Origin of the sequence: Sulfurimonas marina (assembly GCF_014905095.1) — a bacterium.
Classification (GTDB): Bacteria; Campylobacterota; Campylobacteria; order Campylobacterales; family Sulfurimonadaceae; genus Sulfurimonas; species Sulfurimonas marina.
This window is the reverse complement of sequence record NZ_CP041165.1, coordinates 1273039-1291581: the sequence shown is the minus strand read 5'-3', so window position 1 is coordinate 1291581 and position 18543 is coordinate 1273039. Positions and strand designations below refer to the sequence as shown.

Annotated in this window: 15 protein-coding genes; 14 read left to right on the top strand and 1 reads right to left on the bottom strand. The window is 36.0% G+C overall.

The window, feature by feature from the left end; translation table 11 throughout:
- The first annotated feature begins 5 nt into the window (after positions 1-5).
- Entirely contained in the window at positions 6-2006 is a 2001-nt protein-coding gene (locus FJR03_RS06620) for a capsule polysaccharide biogenesis protein (RefSeq protein WP_193112745.1), read from the top strand.
- 2 nt (positions 2007-2008) lie between these two features.
- Positions 2009-3205, top strand: a complete 1197-nt coding sequence (locus FJR03_RS06615; protein ID WP_193112744.1) for a capsule polysaccharide biogenesis protein — start codon at positions 2009-2011, stop codon at positions 3203-3205.
- Here FJR03_RS06615 and recO read toward each other — a convergent pair.
- Entirely contained in the window at positions 3200-3817 is a 618-nt protein-coding gene (gene recO / locus FJR03_RS06610; RefSeq protein WP_193112743.1) for a recombination protein RecO, read from the bottom strand. The two genes, FJR03_RS06615 and recO, sit on opposite strands and share 6 nt — an antisense overlap.
- Positions 3818-3998: 181 nt before the next feature.
- On the opposite strand from recO, the gene gltB reads away from it, so the two are divergent.
- From gltB to FJR03_RS06550, 12 genes are all read left to right on the top strand, one after another.
- Positions 3999-8438 (top strand): glutamate synthase large subunit, encoded by a 4440-nt coding sequence (gltB, locus tag FJR03_RS06605; RefSeq protein ID WP_193112742.1) that lies wholly within the window; start codon positions 3999-4001, stop codon positions 8436-8438.
- A gap of 2 nt (positions 8439-8440) precedes the next feature.
- Positions 8441-9826 (top strand): glutamate synthase subunit beta, encoded by a 1386-nt coding sequence (locus FJR03_RS06600; RefSeq protein WP_193112741.1) that lies wholly within the window; start codon positions 8441-8443, stop codon positions 9824-9826.
- Between the two features lie 114 nt (positions 9827-9940).
- Positions 9941-10786: an acetyl-CoA carboxylase, carboxyltransferase subunit beta gene (accD, locus tag FJR03_RS06595; protein WP_193112740.1), complete on the top strand. Its 846-nt coding sequence runs from the start codon at positions 9941-9943 to the stop codon at positions 10784-10786.
- A 1-nt stretch (position 10787) separates the two neighbouring features.
- Positions 10788-11351: a thiamine phosphate synthase gene (locus FJR03_RS06590; RefSeq protein ID WP_193112739.1), complete on the top strand. Its 564-nt coding sequence runs from the start codon at positions 10788-10790 to the stop codon at positions 11349-11351.
- Positions 11348-11806, top strand: coding sequence for a 23S rRNA (pseudouridine(1915)-N(3))-methyltransferase RlmH (locus tag FJR03_RS06585; RefSeq protein ID WP_193112738.1), 459 nt, complete (start codon positions 11348-11350; stop codon positions 11804-11806). The genes FJR03_RS06590 and FJR03_RS06585 overlap by 4 nt, the downstream gene beginning before the upstream one ends.
- Before the next feature lie 13 nt (positions 11807-11819).
- The gene (gene dksA, locus FJR03_RS06580; RefSeq protein WP_193112737.1) at positions 11820-12173 is read left to right on the top strand and encodes an RNA polymerase-binding protein DksA; all 354 of its coding nucleotides are present in this window, start codon (positions 11820-11822) and stop codon (positions 12171-12173) included.
- Positions 12174-12184: 11 nt separating this feature from the next.
- A complete protein-coding gene (locus FJR03_RS06575) occupies positions 12185-13207 on the top strand; it encodes a hypothetical protein (protein ID WP_226962091.1) in 1023 nt (340 codons plus the stop codon).
- A 6-nt stretch (positions 13208-13213) separates the two neighbouring features.
- Complete coding sequence (gene dusB / locus FJR03_RS06570) at positions 13214-14167, top strand: tRNA dihydrouridine synthase DusB (protein ID WP_193112736.1); 954 nt, start codon at positions 13214-13216, stop codon at positions 14165-14167.
- On the top strand, positions 14167-15306 hold the full coding sequence (locus FJR03_RS06565; RefSeq protein WP_193112735.1) for a hypothetical protein: 1140 nt from the start codon (positions 14167-14169) through the stop codon (positions 15304-15306). The genes dusB and FJR03_RS06565 overlap by 1 nt, the downstream gene beginning before the upstream one ends.
- A gap of 65 nt (positions 15307-15371) precedes the next feature.
- Positions 15372-16169, top strand: coding sequence for an HAD-IIB family hydrolase (locus tag FJR03_RS06560; protein WP_193112734.1), 798 nt, complete (start codon positions 15372-15374; stop codon positions 16167-16169).
- A complete protein-coding gene (locus FJR03_RS06555; protein ID WP_193112733.1) occupies positions 16159-17325 on the top strand; it encodes a glycerate kinase type-2 family protein in 1167 nt (388 codons plus the stop codon). Before FJR03_RS06560 ends, FJR03_RS06555 begins: the two co-directional genes overlap by 11 nt.
- A 2-nt stretch (positions 17326-17327) precedes the next feature.
- Positions 17328-18542: a glycosyl transferase gene (locus tag FJR03_RS06550; protein ID WP_193112732.1), complete on the top strand. Its 1215-nt coding sequence runs from the start codon at positions 17328-17330 to the stop codon at positions 18540-18542.
- Position 18543: the final 1 nt, after the last annotated feature.

The window sequence follows — 18543 nt, the reverse complement described above, 5'->3', positions numbered from 1 at the left end:
TTTCTATGTACTATCTAACAAACATACGTTCTCTTTTAACTACTAAAAATTTTAAAGGCTGGGGAAGAAAAAAAACAGGTCGTTTTGCCGTATGGTGTCATAAAATTTTTGGTGGAACATTAAATTTACAAGAAGACGGCTTTATACGCTCGCTTGGTCTTGGAGTAGATGGCTCACCATCTTTTTCTTTAGTAGAGGACGATGTCGGAATCTATTACGATGCTACAGTGCCTAGCAGACTGGAAAATATTTTAAACAGCTATGACTTTTCTAGTGACCTTTTATTGTTGAAAGATGCTCGAAAAGCCATAGAACTTATAAAACAGTACCACATCTCCAAGTATAACAATGCTCCAGATATCTCTGAAGACTTCTTTGTAAATGAAAATGAAAAAAGAGTCCTTGTAATTGCCCAAACTGCTGGGGATACTTCTCTGGAATATGGGATGTTAGATTCTTTTACGACAGAAGATATGATCCGTTCAGCTATAGAAGAAAACCCAGATGCAAAAGTTTACATAAAGATCCATCCAGATGTACTAAGTGGTAAAAAAGTTTCAGATATAGACCCTAGTACTATAGATAAACGTTGTACAATTATTACGGAAAATGTAAATTCAATCTCACTTTTAAAACATTTTACTAAGGTTTATACAAAAACATCTCAAATGGGTTTTGAAGCGTTGCTTGTTGGGTGTGAATGTGTTTGTTTCGGTATGCCATTTTATGCAGGGTGGGGGATAACAACCGACAAGTCAAAGTGTGAAAGACGTATAAGAACACTTAGTGTAGAGGAAGTGTTTGCAGCAGCTTACATACTTTATACCCGTTACTACAATCCTTACACAAATAAACCAAGTGACATATTTGATACAATAGAAACAATTTCAAAGCTCAAAAAAGAGAATACAATCGATAACAAAGCATACTTCTTCGGTTTTTCAAGATGGAAACATGGGTTTATCCGACCGTTTTTTAGTGAGTATGATCCAAAATATATCTGCTTTATAAATCCAATTCTCTCAACACATCTCAAACTTGCACTTAAAAAAGGTCTTGGACAGGACTCTCAAATATATTTTTGGGGCAGAAAATCATTTCCTGAAATCGAGAAGTTTGCTGAAGAAAATGGCATAAAAATTTTTCGTGTAGAGGATGGATTTATCCGTTCAGTCGGGCTAGGCTCCGATCTTACACAGCCTTACTCACAAGTGATAGATAAAAGGGGAATATATTTTGATCCTACGCAGGAGAGTGATTTGGAAAATCTTCTGCAAAATTATGATTTTGATAATGATAAAGAGCTGTTACAAAGAGCTTCTGCGCTAAAAGAGGAGATTGTCAAAAACAAGATCTCTAAGTATAACTCCGATGCCGTAAAAGCGTTGAACTTTCCAAAAGATAAAACTGTCGCCCTTGTAACTGGACAAGTGGAAGATGATGCTTCGATTAGATTTGGTGCAAACGGGATGACAAACTTGGAACTTTTACAAACGGTGAAGAAAAAATATCCTGACAGATATATAATCTTTAAACCACATCCTGATGTTTTAAGCGGTAACAGAGTAGGAAATATTCCTCAGGAAGAAGCATTAAACTATTGCGATGAGATCGTAAGTGATATTTCTATGGCAAGTGTTTTAGAAGCAGTCGATGAAGTACATACACTTACATCATTAACAGGTTTTGAGGGGCTTGTATACGGCAAAAAAGTTTACACATACGGTATGCCGTTTTATGCGGGTTGGGGACTAACTATAGATGAGCGTAATTGTGAACGAAGAACAAGAGTCTTGACGTTAGAGCAACTCATAGCAGCTACTTATTTACGCTATCCAAGGTATATCTCTCCTAAAACAAAAAAGTTATGTGAAGCCGAAGATGTGATAAAAGAGCTTAAAGAGCAAAAAGATGCGTTAGAAAGTTCTGTTTTATTACGAATTAAATTCAAATTTTATAGTTATTTGAGTAGAATTTCTCAAAAATTACTCTCTTTGGTGGCATAGATTTGCAGATATTTGATATAGTCGGTGACGTAGCAGGAAAAAACATACTTTTATTTCAAGGACCAATGGGTGATTTCTTTAATGTACTTGATCAAAAGTTTGCAAAACATGGTGCAAAAACTTTTCGCATAGGCCTGAATGCAGGAGATCAGTTTTTTGCCGATGCGCGACATTTTACTCCTTACAAAGGGACATTATATGACTGGAAAAAGTACATTAAAGAGTATCTCCAATCTTATTGGATAGATATGATCTTTGTATTTGGCGATTGCCGCATCTATCAAAAACAAGCTATAGAGATCGCAAAAAAATTAGGAATCAAAGTATTTGTTTTTGAAGAAGGATACATTCGTCCCGACTTTATTACCCTAGAAGAAAATGGTGTTAATGACAATTCATCTCTTCCAAGAGAACGTCAGTTTTACGATGCTTTAGAGTATGATGAAACAAAGATCTGTAATAGTAAAAATGTAGTGCATATTGGCAGCACATACTTAAAAATGGCAAGACAGGCTTCGATTTATTATCTGGTATCTAATCTTTTCTTTTTCCATTATCCGCATTATCAACATCACAGAAATTTTTCGAGTTTACTTGAACATCTCTATGGATGGAGAAACTTCTTCAGAAAACAGTTATACAGAGTGCTTGAATGGAACAAAGATAAGCTCTATAAAACAACATTATCTAAAAAGTACTATTTTGTAGCACTACAAACTTTTGAAGATTTTCAGATCTCACACCACTCTGATTATAACTCGATCGAGGAGTTTATTTTAGAAGTACTAGAATCTTTTTGTATACATGCTCCAAAAGATAGTTATATCGTTTTTAAACATCACCCTATGGATCGTGGTAAAAAGAACTACAAAAGACTGATACAAAACTATGCAGAGAAAAAAGGGTGTGCCCAGCGTGTAAAAGTAGTATATGACTTGCACTTGCCAACTTTACTGAAAAATGCGATAGCAACTGTCACGATCAATTCAACTGTCGGGATATCTTCTCTTTATCATCAAACACCGACGATCTGTATGGGAAGAAGCTTTTACGATATAGATGGGCTTACTTCAAAAGGTGTAGCACTAGATAAATTTTGGACGGAGTATAAAGAGGTTGATCAGGAACTTTTTAATAAGTTTAGATGTTATTTGATCGAAAAGACTCAAATCAACGGAAGTTTTTATAAGTCTCTATAAACCCTCTAAAAGTACGTACCACAACCTATCTACCTCTTTATCGCTTAAGAAGAGAGAGCTTTTGTTTGTATAGAGTTCTTTAAGAGCTTTTTGACTTATGGTCATTGTTTTATTACAGTGAAAATGGGTAGGCAGATATGCTCTTATGATTGAAGGATCCCCCTCAATTTTGTTGGAACATAAAAAACAGATATTGTCATGGTGTAATCTTCCCTCATATTCTAAAAGTTCCATATAAAGCTCTATAGCTATCCTTTTAGGGTTCTGTTTATCCCATTGTGCAGAAGCTCTTTCTAAAAGCTCAAAATAAAACTCACTTAACTCTTCAGCCTCTTTTAGGTGTTGATGGAAAAGTGAGATGAACTGTTGCCATAGTTGGAGTTTATTTGGGTTGTTAATCCATTTATACCCAATATGGATCACATCTTTTAGTCTTGATATCGTCGATTTTGAAGAGGGTTCAATCTCGTAATCTATTTTAAAACCTATGTTGATCGTACCGTGGCGAGAACCGTAAAACCTATAAAGGGTGTCTAAGCTTGATTTCGATATGATAGTAACAATTAAGTCTTCCTCTTTCACACGATTGAGATTTATAATAAAACCTTGCATAAAATGCTTCCTAACGATACAAATTTGTAAAATTATACAGAAAATATTCCAATTATAATAAAATTTTAATCAACTCTTGTGTACAATATATACGCTTAAAATCTCTAAATAAGATAAGTTTCTTTAAAAAGAGATTAAATTTATACTTTTTTTGTATAAAATTTAAAATTTTGGAGTGAAAATGGTAGAACATCATGATTTATTAAGATCATTTAAAGATAACTGTGGATTTGGACTTGTTGCAAACATCAAGAACAAACCATCTCGTAAAGTCTTAAATGATGCGATCACAGCATTAGAACGTATGATGCACCGCGGTGCAGTTGCTGCTGATGGAAAAACTGGGGACGGAAGTGGACTACTACTTTCTATGCCTGAAGAGTTTATTAGAAAAGAAGCAGAAAAAAATGGTGTTGAGTTACCAAAACAGTTTGCAGTAGCATCTGTATTTACAAAAGATATTAAACATTTAGACGTAGTTGAAGAAACATGTGCAAACAATGACTTAAAAGTTGTACTACGTCGTGAAGTTCCAGTTGATACTAAAGCGTTAGGGGAACAAGCTATTGAGTCTTTACCAAATATTGTACAACTTTTTATAGTTCCAAACTCTATTATGGCTACAAACAGATTCGATGCCCTTTTATACCTTTCTCGTAAAGAGGCTGAACATCAACTGATCGATGATAGAGACTTCTACATCGCTTCTATGAGTTCAAGAGTTTTATCGTATAAAGGTCTTGTTATGCCGACGCATATTAAAGAGTTTTATAAAGATTTAACAGATGAAGCGTTTAAAATTTCATTTTCACTTTTCCACCAAAGATTCTCTACAAATACATTACCGGAATGGCGTTTAGCACAGCCATTTAGAGCAGTAGCACACAACGGTGAGATCAACTCTGTAGAAGGAAACCGTATTAACGTAGAGATCAAATCTGAATCTATTACGTCAGAAGTATTTAGCAACGAAGAGATCCAAAGACTTCTACCAATCTTACAAAAAGGTGCATCGGATTCTGCTAGTGCAGATAACTTCTTAGAGTTTTTACTTGTAAACGGTATGGACTTCTTTAAAGCTGTACGTGCAGTTATCCCTTCAGCGTGGCAAAATGCTCCGCATATGGATCCTGAACTACGTGCATTCTATGAGTATCACTCAACAGTATTTGAAGCATGGGACGGTCCTGCAGCATTCTCTGTAACAGACGGTAGATATATCGGTTGTGCACTTGATAGAAACGGTCTACGTCCATCTAAATACATCGTTACAAAAGATGATAACCTTTTAATTGCATCTGAATACGGTGTAATCGACATCGCTGAAGAAGATATTAAAGAACGTGGGCGTCTTCAATCTGGTCAAATGATCGGACTTGACCTGAAATATGGAAAACTTTTAAAAAGTGATGATATCGACAACTATCTAAAATCATCTAACCCATACATGAAATGGTTAAATGAGCACATGATCTATCTTCAAGAGCATGTAGAAGATCAATATGCTGCAATCGATACTTTAGAAGGTGATGACCTTATCAGAAGACAAAAATTCTTCAATATCACTCAAGAGGTTGTAGAACAAGTAATCGAGCCTATGATCACTGAAGGTAAAGAGGCAGTTGGTTCTATGGGTGACGATACACCTATGGCCGCTTTTTCTGACAAACAAAGAAACTTTACAGACTTCTTTAAACAAAAATTTGCGCAAGTTACGAACCCGCCAATCGATCCGATTCGTGAAAAAGTTGTAATGAGTTTAAATACAGGTTTCGGTGAGATTCACAACATCTTAAACGAGATCCCAACTCATGCACATAGATTAAAATCTATTTCACCGATCATTACGGCTGAAAAACTAAGAGTATTAAAATCTTTCGGTGATGAAAAGTCTCCAAGTTACCAAAGTTTTTACAAAAATAAAACATTCTCAACTGCATATAAAGGTGAGTTAAGAGCTGCTTTAGACACTTTAGTTGAATCAATCATAGACTCAGTTAAAAACGAGGGAGCTAGAATTGTTATTTTAGACGATGCAGATTTCAGTGCAGAAAATAAAGTTATCCCTATGGCTATGGCTGTTGGACGCGTTAATTTCGCACTTTTAAAAGCAAAAATTCGTCACCTTGTATCGATCGTATCTGTAACAGGTGAGGTAACAGACTCTCACTCTGCTGCAGTACTTCTTGGATATGGTGCAAGTGCGGTATATCCAAACTTACTATTTAGTACAATTGCTGATCAGTTAACTCGCGGTAAAAACAGCAATATTGAGCAAAGTGAAGCACTAAAAGCTGCACACTCTGCACTTAACGGCGGTCTTTTAAAAATAATGTCTAAAATGGGTATTGCGACAATCGCTTCGTACAGAAACTCTGGACTATTTGATGTTATGGGTCTTTCTCGTGAGATCGTACAAGATTGTTTTGAAACATCAAATGTTGCAGTTCCAGGTTTAACATATGAAGATATCGATGAAAGAGTTGAGAAATTCCATAAGTCGGCATTTAAAGATGACGGCTTTAAGAAAATCTTCCCATTAAACATCGGTGGATTCTATAAGTTCTATACTGAACAAGAACACCACGATTTCGGTCCATCAGTTATTCATGCTATCCATGCAGCTGTTGACAGTGGAAAAACTGAAGATTTCGAAAAATTAAAAGCTATAGTAAACAAACGTGGTCTGAAATTTATTCGTGATTTCTTTGATCTTAAATCTGATAGAAAAGCTATTGATATCTCTGAAGTTGAGCCAAAAGAGGCTATCTTCAAACGTTTCGTTTCTGCGGCGATGAGTTTAGGTTCTATCTCTCCTGAAGCTCACGAGACATTAGCGATCGCTATGAACACTATCGGCGGTCAATCTAACTCAGGTGAGGGTGGAGAAGATAAAGCTCGTTTTGGAACAAACAGAGTTTCTAAAATTAAACAAGTTGCATCTGGACGTTTTGGTGTTACTCCTGAGTACCTAAGAAGTGCTGAAGAGATTCAAATTAAAGTTGCTCAAGGTGCTAAACCGGGTGAGGGTGGACAGCTTCCAGGTCATAAAGTTACGGGTCTGATTGCAAAACTTCGTCATACGGTTCCTGGTGTTACACTAATTTCACCTCCGCCACACCACGATATCTATTCGATCGAAGATTTAGCACAGCTTATTTTCGACCTTAAACAAGCTAACCCTAAAGCGAGAATTGCGGTTAAACTTGTTTCAACTATCGGTGTTGGTACAATTGCAGCGGGTGTTGCAAAAGCGTATGCGGATAAAATTATTATCTCTGGTGGTGACGGTGGTACTGGTGCTGCTCCACTTACATCTATTAAATTTGCGGGTAACCCATGGGAGCTTGGTCTTTCTGAAGCGCATAATGCTCTTAAAGCAAATAACTTACGTGGTTTAGTTGAAGTACAAACAGATGGTGGTTTAAAAACTGGTTTAGATGTTGTTAAAGCTGCATTACTTGGTGCTGAGTCTTATGCATTCGGTACAGGTGTTCTTGCGATCATCGGTTGTAAAATGCTTAGAATCTGTCACGTAAATAAATGTTCTGTAGGTATTGCAACTCAAAACGAAAAACTTCGTCAAGAGTTCTTTAAAGGGAAAGTTGAACAAGTTATCAACTACTTTACACTTTTAGCTGAAGATGTACGTACAATTATGGCTGAACTTGGTTTTAAAACTATGGAAGAGATGATCGGACGTGTTGATCTACTGAAAGTGAAAGAGGATGAGTTCGCTCAAAAATTTGACTTCTCAGCAGTACTTCACCAAGAGGACGGTGTAAATACTTGTCAACAGCCTTTCAACCCTCCATTTGATGACAACAGTTTTGAAAAAGGTATCTTACAACAAGCTCGTGAAGCTATTAAGTATCCTGACCATCCGGTGAAAATCAATGCTGAGATCACAAACTTACATAGAAGTTTCGGTACATTAATCTCTGGTGAAATCGCTGAGTACTATGGTGATGAGGGATTAAAACCAGATACTATTAAACTAAACCTTACAGGTGTTGCTGGGCAGGCTCTTGGAGCATTCCTAAACAACGGTATCTCTATCTACCTACAAGGTGTAGCAAATGACTATATCGGTAAAGGTATGCACGGTGGTAAAATTATCATCACTTCTAAAAATGAGGGTGAAGAGTACAGTGCAGGTGGTAATACTTGTCTTTACGGTGCAACTGGCGGTAAGCTTTACATCTCTGGAAGCGTTGGTGAGCGTTTTGCTGTAAGAAACTCTGGTGCACTTGCTATCGTTGAAGGTACAGGGGATAATGCTTGTGAATATATGACAGGCGGTGTTGTAACTATCCTTGGAAAAACAGGTATCAACTTTGGTGCAGGTATGACAGGCGGTGTTGCATTTGTTTATGATGAGGAACACCACTTTATTGAAAATGTTAACCACGAGTTAGTTGAAGCGGTAAGAATCGATACTGATGAGGGTGACGAAGCTAGACATTACCTAAAACGTTTACTAAAAGACTATATTGTTGAAACTGGTAGTGAAAAAGCAAAAGAGATACTAGAGAACTTTAGAGTAGAGGTAAGAAATTTCTGGTTAGTAAAACCTAAGAACTTAACGAAATTACCTCTTAACTTAGAGAATGGAGATTAATAATGAGAGAATTTTTATCAGTAGAAAGAATCGATCCTACAAAAAGATTAGTAGTTGAAAGAACAAAAGATTTTAAAGAGATTTATGAAGTTTTCACTACAAACGATGCATCTACACAAAGTGACAGATGTATCCAATGTGGGGATCCTTATTGTTTAAATAAGTGTCCACTTCATAACTACATTCCACAATGGCTAAAAGCTGTAAGTGAAAAAGATCTTGAATTTGCATTTAAACTCTCAAATGAACCTTCTCCATTCCCTGAAGTTATGGGAAGAGTTTGTCCACACGACAGACTTTGTGAAGGTGACTGTACACTAAACGACGGACACGGTGCAATCACTATCGGTTCTGTTGAGACGTATATCAATGAAGAGGGGTTTAAAGCTGGATTAAAACCGGACTTCCCGGGAATTACGACAGATAAAAAAGTCGCAGTAATAGGAAGTGGACCTGCAGGACTTTCAGCAGCGACATATCTTCTTCGTTCAGGAATTGCGGTAACTATGTATGAAAGAGCTGACCGTGCAGGTGGTCTTTTAACTTACGGTATCCCTAACTTCAAACTTGATAAGAAAATAGTTGATCGTCGTGTAAAACTTCTTCAAGAAGCTGGACTAGAGTTAGTTCTTAACTGTGAAGTAGGAAAAGATATCACTTTTGAAGAGATTGCAGACAAGCATGATGCTATGTTTATCGGTATAGGTGCTACAAAACCAAAATCAGCAGGTATTGCAGGTGAGAAAGCTCCTAATGTTTATGCAGCTATGGATTACCTTACAAATATTCAGAAAAAGAATTTTAGTGCTGAATATGACAAAAAGTTTGACTTTAAAGACTTAAATGTTGTAGTTGTTGGTGGTGGTGATACTGCTATGGACTGTTTACGTACAGCGAAACGTGAAGGTGCTAAATCTGTTACATGTTTATACCGTCGTGATGAGCACAATATGCCGGGTTCTAAAAAAGAGTATAAAAATGCTATGGAAGAGGGTGTTGACTTTACTTTCTTAGTATCTCCAAAAGATATTATTCTAAATGAAAACGGGAATGCTGTAGCAGTTGAAGTTGTAAAAACAACTCTTGGTGCTAAAGATGAGTCTGGTCGTCAAAGAATGGAAGAGGTAAAAGGTAGCGAGTATCGTGTAAATGCTGACGTTATCATTATGTCTTTAGGATTTGACCCTGTAGTTCCGTCATTCTTAGCAGAAAACGGAATCGAGACAAACGGTTGGGGTGGAATCATTATTAATGATGAAACTCATGAAACATCTACTTCTGGTGTATACGCAGGGGGAGACTGTTTCCGTGGAGCTGATCTTGTTGTAACTGCTGCTTATGACGGTCGTGAAGCTGCGCGCAGTATTGTTGATTCTCTACTAAACTAAATTATATCTCCATCTTTGGAGATATAAACTTTTTAAATAAACCTTCTCTAAAAACTTCAATTATAAGTATAAATTTGCTATAATTCCCCACTATAATTAATTAAGGATATTTTTTTGAATTTATTAAACCTTTTTACGAGATCATCACAAACTAAAGAACCTGAAAAAGTTGAGGCTTCTGCTCAGTGGATAAAATGTAAATCTTGTCACTCTTTAATGTACTATAAAGAGGTTGAAAATCAAAACTATGTATGTCCTAAATGTGGATTTCATATCCGTATAGGTGTGAAAGAGCGTATCGCTTTACTTGCGGATGAAGGAACATTTGTTGAATACGATGCATCTTTAGAACCTGTAGATCCACTTAAATTTGTTGACAAGAAACCATATACAAAACGTGTAGAAGAGGGTTTTGCAAAAACAGGCAGAAAGTCTTCAGTTGTGAGCGGTAGTTGTACGATGAACGGAGTAGGTGTAGAAGTTGTAATTTTTGACTTCTCATTTATGGGTGGTTCACTTGGATCAGTGGAGGGTGAAAAAATTGTTCGTGCGGTAAATCGTGCAATCGAGAATAAACACGGGCTTATCATCTTCTCAGCTTCAGGTGGAGCAAGAATGCAAGAGAGTACATTCTCACTTTTACAGATGTCTAAAACTTCTGCAGCACTTGCAAAACTTGGACAGCATAACCTTCCGTACATCTCAGTACTGACTGACCCTACAATGGGTGGTGTATCTGCGTCATTTGCAACATTAGGTGATATCATCATCGCTGAACCGGGAGCACTTATTGGTTTTGCAGGGCAGCGTGTTATCGAGCAAACTATCGGTTCTGAACTTCCAGATGGCTTCCAGAGAGCTGAGTTCTTACTTGAAAAAGGTTCTATTGATATGATCGTTAATAGAAATGAGTTAAAAAAGACACTTTCAGACCTCCTTACACTTCTTAAAAAAGATTAAAATGCGTTTATATGCACTTTGCGATCAAGAGATGCTCGACAGTCGTGGCATCTCTGTAGAAAAGTATATAGAACTAGCAAAAGCAAAAAATGCTGAAATAATTCAGTACAGAAACAAATCTGCAGATATATCTCTTATTAAACAACAACTTATCAACATCAGAAAAATCTACGACGGCTTTTTAATTGTAAACGATGCATATGAACTTATAGAGTTTTGTGATGGTGTACACGTTGGACAAGAAGATCTTGAAGAGATCGACAAAGATACAAAAAAAGCGGTAAAGATTTTACGAAACGTAATTGGAAAAGATAAGATACTTGGAATCTCCACACACAATAATGAAGAGGTTTTAGCAGCTAACGATATGGATCTAAACTATATAGGTTTAGGTGCCTATAGAGATACCTCTACAAAAAAAGATATCTCACATGTATTAGGGGATAACTTAGATGCTATTGCAAAGCTGTCCAAACATTATGTTGCTGCAATCGGCGGTGTAAAAGAGGAAGATAGTTTTAATCATGTTACATATCATGTAATAGGAAGTGGACTGATCAAATGAATATAGAGATAATTTCCATCGCAAAAAAAGAGAAATCTATTTACGATCCCCTCTATAAAGACTTAACAAAGATGATTTCTCGCTTTGCAAAAGTGAGTGATACTGAAATTTTTACCAAAGATGTAACAAAAGCACACACTATATCACCAGATGCCTCACAGAGGGCATATACAAAGGTTTTAGAACCTCATATAGGGAGCGGATTTAGCGTAACTTTGCATCCTGATGGAAAATTAATCGACAGTTTTGAATTTAGTAAGCTTTTAAATGATAAAATGTCGGTGAAATTTTTCATCGGCGGAGCTTACGGCTTTGAAGATGAGTTTTTAAAAAAAAGTGATGCAGTTATAAGTTTAGGTAAAATCACTATGAGTCACAAAATAGCAAAAGCTGTTTTGCTAGAACAGATCTATAGAGGGTTTTCTATACTAAGCAATCATCCATATCACAAATAAGGGAAACAAGTAAGTGCAAGCAAGTGAATTAGAGTTTTTTAAAGAGATACTAGAGAGTCGTAAAGAACAGATTGAAAAAAACATCAATGGTGTTAACGACGAACTTAACGGGCTAAGTTCTCTAGAACTAAACGATGAAGGCGATCATGCTTCAGTAAATAATAATTCAATGGTAGAGAGTGCTATAGTAGAGCAACAACAAAAAGAATTGAATGAGATAATGGTTGCTCTAGGAAAGATATCTAAAGGCGGATATGGTATCTGTGAGATGTGTGAAGATGAGATAGGTTTTCAAAGACTAAAAGTAAAACCTCATGCTGTTTATTGTATAGACTGTAGAGAGATAGCAGAAAAGTCTAAAAAATAAAGGATTTTAAAATGATGTACTTAAAAAGATACACAATAGCCTCGTTAATATGGATGGCAATAGTTGGTTGGTTTGTTTATGCTTATGTAACGCCAGAAACTTTTGCAGTTAACCTATTTGGCACACAAATGCCAGCTTTATCGATCGCATTATTGGTTGTTATTCCTGTTTTTATATTGTACATCGCTAGTACTGCACACATGTGGTTTCACTCACTTGTGCGTACTTTTCAAGATCGCAAGTATCAAAAAGATTATGACAAAATTATAGATGCAATCGTAGATGCTTATGTTGGTAAAGCAAATAGACATTACGAATTTAGAACACCAAGATACAAACTTCTTGGAATGTTACTTGAAAATACTGCAATAGCACCTTTAAAAGATATTGCAGGAATAACAAAAAATGAAAAAATCGACACTATTTTAGAAGTTATCAATAAAATCAAAGCAGGTGAAGTTGTTGATTTAAAACCTTACGGTCTTAAAGCTGAGAACGAACTTGTAATAGCAAATAAAAGAAACAAATATAAAAATGGCGGACTTACTGCAGAAGCGATTTTAAGCAACTCAACAAAATATGCAGATGTACTTTGTAAAGAGGTGTATGTTGATTTTGTTCAAACAGCTCCTCTAGAAGGTATTGAAAAATATAAAGAGTATATGAGTGAAGAGGCTTTAAATATTATTTTTGCACGTATCAACGCTGATGAAAATCGTATAGAGATTCCAAATGAGCAGCTTATTGCACTTATGAATATGTTGAAACTTGACAAGAAAAATCTAATCAATATCTCTCGTACACTTTCAAAAAGCGGTATGATTCCGGAACAAAGAATGAAACTGTTTGAAACTCTTATTGAATCAAATGAAGATGCAATGGATGCTTATCTTTATACACTATTTGATCTAGAGATGTTAGCTCCAGCTGATGAGATCTTAGATATCGCTTCTGCTGATGAATATTTAAACTTTAGAGCATACCGTGCACTTAAAGAGTGTGGGAAAAACTTCCATATCGATATGTTTATATAGAGAATTATGTCACAAAAAATATCTTTTGAAAAACCTATTTATGTTTTAGCACCGTTAGCAGGTTTTACTGACCTGCCTTTTAGAAGTGTTGTAAAAAAGTTTGGAGCTGACCTTACTGTAAGTGAGATGTTAAGCTCTAATGCTTTGGCTCACGGCTCTAAAAAAACTCTTCACATGATTGAAAAATCTCCACTCGAAGATCCTTATTCTGTTCAGATAGCTGGTGCAGATACAAATATTGTTCGCCAGGCGGTTGAAGTACTCAACGAGCAAGAGGGGATAGATATAATTGACCTTAACTGCGGTTGTCCGGTTCCAAAGGTAGTAGGGCATGGAAGCGGAAGTTCTCTTCTATTAGATCTGCCTTTAATGGGTGATATTATAAAAACCATCAAAGATACCTCAAACAAGTCTATGACTTCGGTAAAAATCAGACTTGGATTTGAAGAGAAAAACCATGTTGATATTGCAAAAATTGTTGAAGACAGCGGGGCTGATTTTTTAGCAGTTCACGGCCGTACACGTGCAGGAAAATTTAAAGCACCGGTTGACTATGACGCAATAGCAGAGATCAAAAAAGCTGTTAATATTCCGGTAATTGCAAACGGTGATATCGACTCTTTTGAAAAAGCGCAGTGGGTGCTGGAGCACACAGGGGCTGACGGTGTTATGATCGGACGCGGTGCCGTTGGAGCACCTTGGATTTTTCACCAGTTAAAAACGGGTAATGAGCATATAGATCTTAGCCTAAAACATGAGATAATTATGGAGCATTACGATAAGATGATCGAGTTTTACGGTGCTCACGGTGTAGCGATGTTTAGAAAACATACCCATACATATTCAAAAGGGTATCGTGGTGCTTCAGCACTTAGAAACCAAGTAAATACAATCGTTGATATTCAAGAGTATCGAGATGTAATTGATGAGTTCTTCAAGAACTCTGAAATGGTATCTTAATGCTTGAGATTAGCGAATCGATCAAAAACCTGGATAAAGAAGATATCGCTGATAACTTACTTCACTACGACTACAATACAAAACACTTACTCTCTTTAATAAAAAAGGGAGTTGACCAAGAAGATCCCTCATATTTAAGTTCATACCGCTCTTTTGAAGGTGAAGCGTTTGAAAACTTTATCTATGAAAAACTCCTTCGTTATGCCGAAGAGAATGACTACATTACAAAGTTTATTTTAAAAGGGTTCCACCAAAATAAGCAAAAAGCGTATGCAAATACTCTCTCAATCAGTGAAAAAGAGCAAATCGTTTACAGAACAAAATCGCGTGAGATCAGTGAGTTTGACGCGATGTTTATTACAAAAAAGAATGAACTCTATTTTGTAGAGATGACGCTTGTAAAAAATGTGCTTAAACTTCGTAAACGTTTACGAAAGAAAAAAGCTCTTTTGGAGATTATATTTCCAAATTACGAGATTAAAGCGCTTATTATTTTAAACCACGGTGCAGCAGGCTATAAACAGTTTCCTTCATATTGTAAAGTTTGGTTTACAAAAGAGTTCTCAGCTACAGAAGTATTAGAATACATCATGGACCTCGATAAGCAAAAACTACAGCCAAAAGAGAGAGTGAAATCTCCTAAAATGATTGAAGCGCATACACTGAAACTTCATCCGTTTAGATACTATAACACTATGAGCTGGATTACAAAAACACTTAGAAGTCATAAAAAACATATTTTAGATATGGGGTTTTTATATAATCCGAAAATTCAAAGATATCATGATCTATACAATAAGTTTTATATAGGGTATATCTCGACACAAAGTGCGCAAAAAATTATAGGAATTGATCCAAAAGATTATAAAGAGGATCAAAGGGTTGTTGTTGCAATCGAGAAAAAACACTCTGATGAGATCGTACTTACATACTACATTCAAACAGCAAGAAAAAATCTTTATCTGTACAGTTTTAACGATGACGGCAAAGTTGTTAAAGAGAAAAAAGATCCTTACGGCATTACGGTTACAGAAGTATTTCATATCAATAAGATGATGGATGAGAACTATAAGCTAAGTATTGCTAACATAAATGTTATAAAAAAACTTCTTCTTGAGAGGTTTCAAAGAAAAAGATAACCAGTTGTTTATTTTTTCAACAATGAAAAGGACGGTATGTAATAATAATATATTACACTATAAGTATGAAAAAACTGATATTTACAGATTTAGACGGTACTTTGTTAAATCACGATGATTACTCTTTCGAACCGTCCCTCCAAGCCCTCAACAAAATCAAAGAAACACAAACCCCTCTTATATTTACAACAAGCAAAACAAAAGCTGAAGTTATCCAATTGCAAAAAAAAGTTGGTATAATAGAACCATATATAACTGAAAACGGTGCAGCTTTGTTTATACCAAAAGGGTATCAAGGTCTGGCTTTAGAAGAGTTAGAAGAGTACGAAGGGTATAAAATAATTCTCTTTGGAAAGCGTTATAGGGATATACTGAACTTTTATGAAAAGTATAAAAAAGAGTTTGGTATGAAAGGGTTTAGTGAGATGAGTATCGATGAAATAATGGAGTTAACACAGCTGGATTATGAACATGCCGAGTTGGCTAAACAAAGGGACTTTACAGAACCTTTTGTTATCGAAGACCCCGCTAAAATAAAAGAGCTGCAATCTCTGGCTCAGAGTTACGGTTTACAAGTAACACAGGGTGGACGTTTTTATCATCTTATAGCAAAAGAACAAGATAAAGGTGTAGCGGTTAAAGAAACCACACGTCTTTTTCAAAAACTTTTTAATGAAGATGTAGAGACCTTTGGTTTTGGAGACAGTTACAATGATATCCCAATGTTTAAAAATGTCGATAACCCCATTATTATTCAAAACCACTGCGGTAGGTACGTGACCACCGATATAGAAAATATTGAAAAATCGACTTATCAAGGGAGTGCAGGATTTAACGAAAAGGTGTTAAGTGATGTCTTCTAAAATACTCTTGCAAAAGATATTTTATAAAGCGCTCAAAAATGTACAAGCTAAAACAATTATACAAAAAAACATTGCAATAGATGAAAACCTTTTACATATAGCAGATCAAAATATTCCCCTTAAATCTTTTAAAAATCTTTATATTTTCAGTGTCGGAAAAGCCGGGTATGATATGGCCAAAGAAGCTGAACATATTCTAGGTTCTTATATAAAAGGGGGAGTTTCCGTCTCTTTAAAAAATAAAAAACTCTCCTATATAAAAACCTGTCAATCCTCCCATCCAAAAGTATCAGCAAAAAGCTTCAAGTGTGCAACACAGATGATAAAGGAACTCAAAAAACTTACAAGTGATGATCTATTTATTTTCTTTTTAAGCGGTGGTGCTTCTGCCATGATCGAAAAACCGATTGATAATTTATCATTGGAGGAGTTTCAAAAGATATCGGACGCTTTACTTGTATCAGGGGTAGATATTAAAGCGCTTAACACTGTGAGAAAATCGATCTCTGCCATTAAGGGCGGAAAGTTGGCAAAGGTGTGTAAGGCACAAGGGTATGTATTGGTTTTAAGTGACGTAATTGGTGATGATCTGAAAACGATTGGTTCAGCCCCTATGTTAGATAAAAGATTCCCACATTATATTATCGGTAACAATACAATAGCTCTAGAGGGTGCAAAGAACTATATAAAAAACTATGTAGAAAAAACAAAGATCTTGACTACGTCTTTAGATACAAATTCTAAAAAGGGAGCGAAGTATATCTGTAGCGAGATAGAAAAGTATGATAAATTGTATGACTCTTTTTGTCTCTTAATCGGAGGAGAGACAATTTTAGAGGTCAAGGGTGACGGAGTCGGCGGACGTAATAGTGAACTGGCACTACGGCTGTTAATGAGTAAGTGTGTGACAAAAGATATCTCAATCTTATGTGCCGGAAGTGATGGAGTAGATGGAAATTCGAGTGCAAATGGAGCATTTGTTGAATATGAGCTTTTGAACAAAAGCAAGAAGAAAAAGCTTGATCCAAAACGCTATCTTAAAACTAATGATAGTGCTACATTTTTTCAAAAACTCGGGTCTGGATTTATTACAGGTTTGACAGGGACAAATGTTATGGATTTTGTAATTATTTTAAAACAAACAAAAAGGGAGTAAATATGGCAGATTTTTTTCAAAACGGGATTATTACGACATTGCAAAATGTTTCAGAGAGAAGTTTAGAGGATATCGAACAAGAGTTGGAAAAGTTTGCTAAACGACGCAATATGGTGTTGTTGTTACCGGCACTTTACTCTGAATTTGAAACACCGGCAATGCAGACTATACTTAATGAACTAAAAGGTGTAAAGTATATCTATAAAATTATTTTAGGACTTGACGCGGCAACAAAAGAGCAGTATGAAAAAGTAAAAGAGATTATGTCTGTTCTTGATATTCCTGTAGATATTTTATGGAATGACGGTCCTGAGATACAAGCTCTCTATAAAGAGATAGCAGAGGTTGGTTTTGGAAGTTTAGATATAAAAGGGAAGGGGAGAAATGTTTGGACAATGATAGGTCACGCTCTCTCAGACCCAAATGCCCATGCTTTTGCTTTACATGACTGCGATATTGTTAACTATTCCCGTGAAATCCCTGCGAAACTATTTTATCCTATTGTACACCCCGCACTAAATTTCGAGTTTAACAAAGGCTACTATTCAAGAGTTACAAATAAGCTTCACGGTAGAGCTACAAGACTTTTCTATTCACCGCTGATAACGGCATTGCGTTTAACTTACGGAGATTGCAGATACTTAGAGTATATGGGAAGTTTCCGTTATGCACTCTCTGGAGAGTTTTCATTTATCAGAACTTTAGCCCGCAGTATCAGAATCTCACCTACATGGGGACTCGAGGTCTCAACACTCAGTGAAGTGTTTGACAATACATCGGTCAGAAGAATTTGTCAGACGGAGATTATGCACAGTTACGAGCATAAGCATCAAGAACTTAAAAGTGAAGATAAAGAGAATGAGCTTGACGGCGGTATAGCAAAAATGGCTATCGATATCGCACAAACTATTTTTAGAATTATGTCGCAACAAGGGATCATTTTTTCTAATGAATCTTTAAAAACATTACGTGCAACATTTTTCCATGAGAGTAGAAAAGCGATAGGTAAGTTTGACGCCTTGGCAAAATTAAACGGTGTAACATACGATCGTAAAAAAGAGATAGATGTTGTTGAAAACTTTGAAAAAGCATTAGAGAGAGCTTGTGAGGAGTTCTCGGTAGATCCTCTTGGAGTTCCGGCACTCTCTGCATGGACAAGTGTACGTTCAGTATTTCCTGAAATATCGGAATCTTTCATTAATAGTGTCAAATCTTAAT

Excerpts from the sequence above, each read along its gene's own strand:
- recO (WP_193112743.1), bottom strand. The coding sequence starts at position 3,817 with ATGCAAGGTTTTATTATAAATCTCAATCGTGTGAAAGAGGAAGACTTA.
- FJR03_RS06550 (WP_193112732.1), top strand. The coding sequence starts at position 17,328 with ATGGCAGATTTTTTTCAAAACGGGATTATTACGACATTGCAAAATGTT.
- FJR03_RS06620 (WP_193112745.1), top strand. The coding sequence starts at position 6 with ATGTACTATCTAACAAACATACGTTCTCTTTTAACTACTAAAAATTTT.
- dusB (WP_193112736.1), top strand. The coding sequence starts at position 13,214 with ATGTCACAAAAAATATCTTTTGAAAAACCTATTTATGTTTTAGCACCG.
- FJR03_RS06600 (WP_193112741.1), top strand. The coding sequence starts at position 8,441 with ATGAGAGAATTTTTATCAGTAGAAAGAATCGATCCTACAAAAAGATTA.
- FJR03_RS06555 (WP_193112733.1), top strand. The coding sequence starts at position 16,159 with ATGTCTTCTAAAATACTCTTGCAAAAGATATTTTATAAAGCGCTCAAA.
- FJR03_RS06560 (WP_193112734.1), top strand. The coding sequence starts at position 15,372 with ATGAAAAAACTGATATTTACAGATTTAGACGGTACTTTGTTAAATCAC.
- gltB (WP_193112742.1), top strand. The coding sequence starts at position 3,999 with ATGGTAGAACATCATGATTTATTAAGATCATTTAAAGATAACTGTGGA.
- FJR03_RS06565 (WP_193112735.1), top strand. The coding sequence starts at position 14,167 with ATGCTTGAGATTAGCGAATCGATCAAAAACCTGGATAAAGAAGATATC.
- FJR03_RS06590 (WP_193112739.1), top strand. The coding sequence starts at position 10,788 with ATGCGTTTATATGCACTTTGCGATCAAGAGATGCTCGACAGTCGTGGC.
- FJR03_RS06575 (WP_226962091.1), top strand. The coding sequence starts at position 12,185 with ATGATGTACTTAAAAAGATACACAATAGCCTCGTTAATATGGATGGCA.
- FJR03_RS06585 (WP_193112738.1), top strand. The coding sequence starts at position 11,348 with ATGAATATAGAGATAATTTCCATCGCAAAAAAAGAGAAATCTATTTAC.